We start from the raw sequence: 3,310 nt of genomic DNA, 5'->3' as shown, positions 1-3,310 counted from the left end.
CGTCCCGTCTCCGCACGTCCGCGACCAGCGGCCCCGGCACGCCACCGACCGTACGGCGTGCCGGGCGCCCGCGGGCAGCCCGCGCCGGCGCAGGTGCGCGGTCGCCGCATGCGCCTTGACCGTCACCGCACGATCAGCCACGCACTCCGCTTCCCCCTCCGGCGGCCGGTCCCGCCACCGCGATCGCCGTCAGCACCAACCCGTCCCCGGCGGCCCACCGCCCCGAGAAGCCGGCCAGCGGCCGCCCCAGGAAGTCCGGCCCCGGCACCAGGATCCGCGCCTCGAACGTCCCCTCCGCCGAGATGACCACCACCGCTTCGGTGAAGTTCAGGAACTCCCGCGCGATCGGGAACCACGCCTTGTACACGGCCTCCTTGGCGCTGAACAGCACCCGGTCCCAGGCCGGCCCGCCCGGCGGCAGCGCGGCCAGCGCCGCGAGGTCCTCCGGGAGGGCGATCGCCTCCAACACCCCTTCCGGAAGCGGGGCGTCCGGCTCCGCGTCGATCCCCAGCGCGGCCACCTCGTCGGCCCGGGCGACCACGGCCGCGCGGTAGCCGTCGCAGTGCGTCATGCTGCCGACCACCCCGGCCGGCCAGCTCGGCGCCCCGCGCTCACCCGGCACCAGCGGCGCCGGCGGATACCCCAGTGAGGCCAAGGCGTCCCTCGCGCACGCCCGTACGGTGGTGAACTCCGCCCTCCGCTTGGCCACGACCCGGGTGAGGCACGCCTCCTCCTCGGCGAACAGCGGCACGTCCAGCCGGTCCGCCGAGGTCTCCGACCACGCCACCTCCGCCGGCAGCAGCTTCCCGATCACGCGCCCACCCTCCCCGCGACCTCCGCCGGGACGTCCCGGGCCGGCACGATCTGCCGCGCCAGGTCCGCGCGCAGCCCGAACCGCTGCCACTCGCGCGGATAGCCGAGCGACACCTCCTCGAAGCGCACCCCGTCGTACTCCGTCCGCCGCGGGATGTGCAGATGGCCGTAGACGACCGCCTCCACCCCGAACCGGGTGTGCCAGTCGGCCGTCCGCTCCGTCCCGCACCACTGGACGAACTCCTGGTACGTCATGATCCTGGTCGGCTCCCGCACCAGCGGCCAGTGGTTGACCAGCACCAGCGGCAGATCCCCCGCCACCTCCGCCAGTCTCCGCTCGCTCTCCGCCACCCGCGCCGCGCACCAGTCCGCCCGCGACGGAAACGGATCCGGATGCAGGTAGTGCTCGTCCGCGCACACGATCCCCGCCTCGTGCGCCACCGCCAGCGACTCCTCCGGCGTCCGCGCCCCCGGCGCCAGCCACGAGTAGTCGTACAGCACGAACAACGGCGCGATCCGCACCGGCCCTCCGACCCCGCGCCACACCGGATACGGATCCTCCGGCGTCAGCACCCCCAGCCCCCGGCACAACTCCACCAGCGCCTCGTACCGCGCCACCCCCCGCGGCCCGTCCTCCTCCACCGCCCACAACTCGTGGTTCCCCGGCACCCACACCACCTGCTCGAACCGCTCCCGCAGCAGCCCCAGCGCCCACTCGACGTCCTCGAACCTCTCCCCGACGTCGCCCGCCACGATCAGCCAGTCCCCCGGCGACCCGGCCCGAAGCCCCTCCACGACCGCCCGGTTCTCTGCATGTGACACATGCAGATCACTGACCGCCCGCAACACGCTCCCACTCCCCATCCCGCCAGCATATCCACGCACCCCCAGCCACCCCGGCGGCATACTGTCCCCGCGGCAGGCACCCGCCTCCGCGCGCAGGGAGGACGTACACGCCGCCGGAGCCGGGACTCCGGCGAATGGACGAAGCCCCCCCGCCGATGCCCCAGGACCAGGTCATGGCATATGCGAAAACCCCGCCTCAGCGTCTCCACTGACTGCGGGGTTCTCGGGCACTTCCTGCGAAGTGCCCCCGGCAGGATTCGAACCTGCGCACACGGCTCCGGAGGCCGTTGCTCTATCCCCTGAGCTACGGGGGCGTTCGCCGTGTTGCTCGGCGACGGGTAGAACACTACCAGTTCGCGTGGGGTGCCCGTGAACAGGTATTCAGCGTCGCGGCGGCGGGGTGGCCCGGTGGGGGTGGAAGTGGGGAAAACCGGGACGCAGGGGTGGGGCGGGTCCTACTCTCGAGTTGTGTCAGGCGTGTCCGGCCGGGTGCTCGTCGTGGACGACAACAGGGTCATCCGGCAGCTGATCAGGGTCAATCTCGAGCTGGAGGGCTTCGAGGTGGTGACCGCGGCCGATGGTGCCGAGTGCCTGGCGGTGGTGCACGACGTGCGGCCCGACGCGGTGACGCTGGACATGGTGATGCCGCGGCTGGACGGGTTGCGCACGGCGCGGCTGCTGCGGGACGACCCGCGGACCCGGGACCTGCCGGTGGTGATCGTCAGCGCGAGCGAGCCGGGGGAGTGGGACGGCGTCGGCGGGATCGACGGGTATCTGGCGAAGCCGTTCGACCCGGAGGAGTTGGTGGCGCTGGTCCGGCGGTTGGTGACGCGGCAGTCGGAGCCGCCGCTGGAGGGGAGCCGCGGGGGCGGGCAGCCGTGGCCGGGCGGCGGAGCGGGGAGCGGTCCGCCGGCCTGAGCGGTGACCGGTTCGGAGTGGTGAACGCGCTGGTCGCGGGGGTGGGTGACCGGATGGCGAAACCGTTCCTTGTGGGGACGGTTCCTCCCATAGGCTGGAGTGGTGACCCCTGCTGACCTGTCCCTGAGCGTGCTGCGCGCCGTGCGCCGCGCGGTGGACGAGGGTGCGCTGGGGCCCGGCGTCGAGGTGCCGGAACGGGTGGTCGTGGAGCGGCCGAGGGCCGGCGGGTGCGGGGACTGGGCGACGAATGCGGCGCTGAGGCTGGCGCGGGACGCGCGGATGTCCCCTCGGGCGGTGGCGGAGGTGCTGTCCGCCGCGCTGGAGAAGGAGCCGGGCGTCGGGCGGGTGGATGTCACGGGACCCGGGTTCCTGAGCATCACGGTGGCGGGCAGTGCGGCGGCCGGGGTGGTCGCGGAGGTCGGCGAGCGTGGGGTGCGGTACGGGTGGGGCGACGGGCTGCGCGGGCAGCGGGTCGAGCTGGTGCACCGGGGCGAGGTGCGGGCCCGGGTGCACGCGGAGGCGGTGCGGGCGCTGCTGGTGGCGCAGGGGGCGGAAGTGAGGCTCCGGGAGGACCGGGAGGCGGCCGTGGTGGTGCGGGCGGCGCACTACGATCCGGCGCCGCTGGGTGCGGACGCGATGCGGTGGGCGCTGCTGCGGGCGGGCGCGGGCGATCGGGTGCTGGAGGGCGCGCCCCTGCTCGTACAGGCGGAGGGGAACGGGTTGTTCCTGGTGC

Annotated in this window: 3 protein-coding genes, 1 tRNA gene and 1 pseudogene; 2 read left to right on the top strand and 3 right to left on the bottom strand. The window is 74.1% G+C overall.

Annotation, left to right across the window (positions count from 1 at the left end):
- Positions 1 to 133 precede the first annotated feature (133 nt).
- The 3 genes from C6N75_RS17505 to C6N75_RS17495 all read right to left on the bottom strand — a co-directional run bounded on the left by C6N75_RS17505 (position 134) and on the right by C6N75_RS17495 (position 1,973).
- The gene (locus C6N75_RS17505; protein WP_105869841.1) at positions 134 to 814 is read right to left on the bottom strand and encodes a 4'-phosphopantetheinyl transferase family protein; all 681 of its coding nucleotides are present in this window, start codon (positions 812 to 814) and stop codon (positions 134 to 136) included.
- The gene (locus C6N75_RS17500) at positions 811 to 1,635 is read right to left on the bottom strand and encodes a metallophosphoesterase family protein (RefSeq protein ID WP_407703239.1); all 825 of its coding nucleotides are present in this window, start codon (positions 1,633 to 1,635) and stop codon (positions 811 to 813) included. Before C6N75_RS17500 ends, C6N75_RS17505 begins: the two co-directional genes overlap by 4 nt.
- Positions 1,636 to 1,901: 266 nt before the next feature.
- Positions 1,902 to 1,973 (bottom strand) — tRNA-Arg (locus C6N75_RS17495).
- 100 nt (positions 1,974 to 2,073) lie between these two features.
- Here C6N75_RS17495 and C6N75_RS17490 point away from each other — a divergent pair.
- Positions 2,074 to 2,577, top strand: a complete 504-nt coding sequence (locus C6N75_RS17490) for a response regulator (protein WP_105869842.1) — start codon at positions 2,074 to 2,076, stop codon at positions 2,575 to 2,577.
- A gap of 102 nt (positions 2,578 to 2,679) precedes the next feature.
- Positions 2,680 to 3,310: pseudogene (locus tag C6N75_RS31995) on the top strand (ArgS-related anticodon-binding protein NrtL); the annotation flags it as partial.

Origin of the sequence: Streptomyces solincola (assembly GCF_002982015.1) — a bacterium.
Taxonomy (GTDB): Bacteria; Actinomycetota; Actinomycetes; order Streptomycetales; family Streptomycetaceae; genus Streptomyces; species Streptomyces solincola.
Note: the sequence above shows the minus strand (reverse complement) of the source record. Positions and strands in the feature narration are given on the sequence as shown.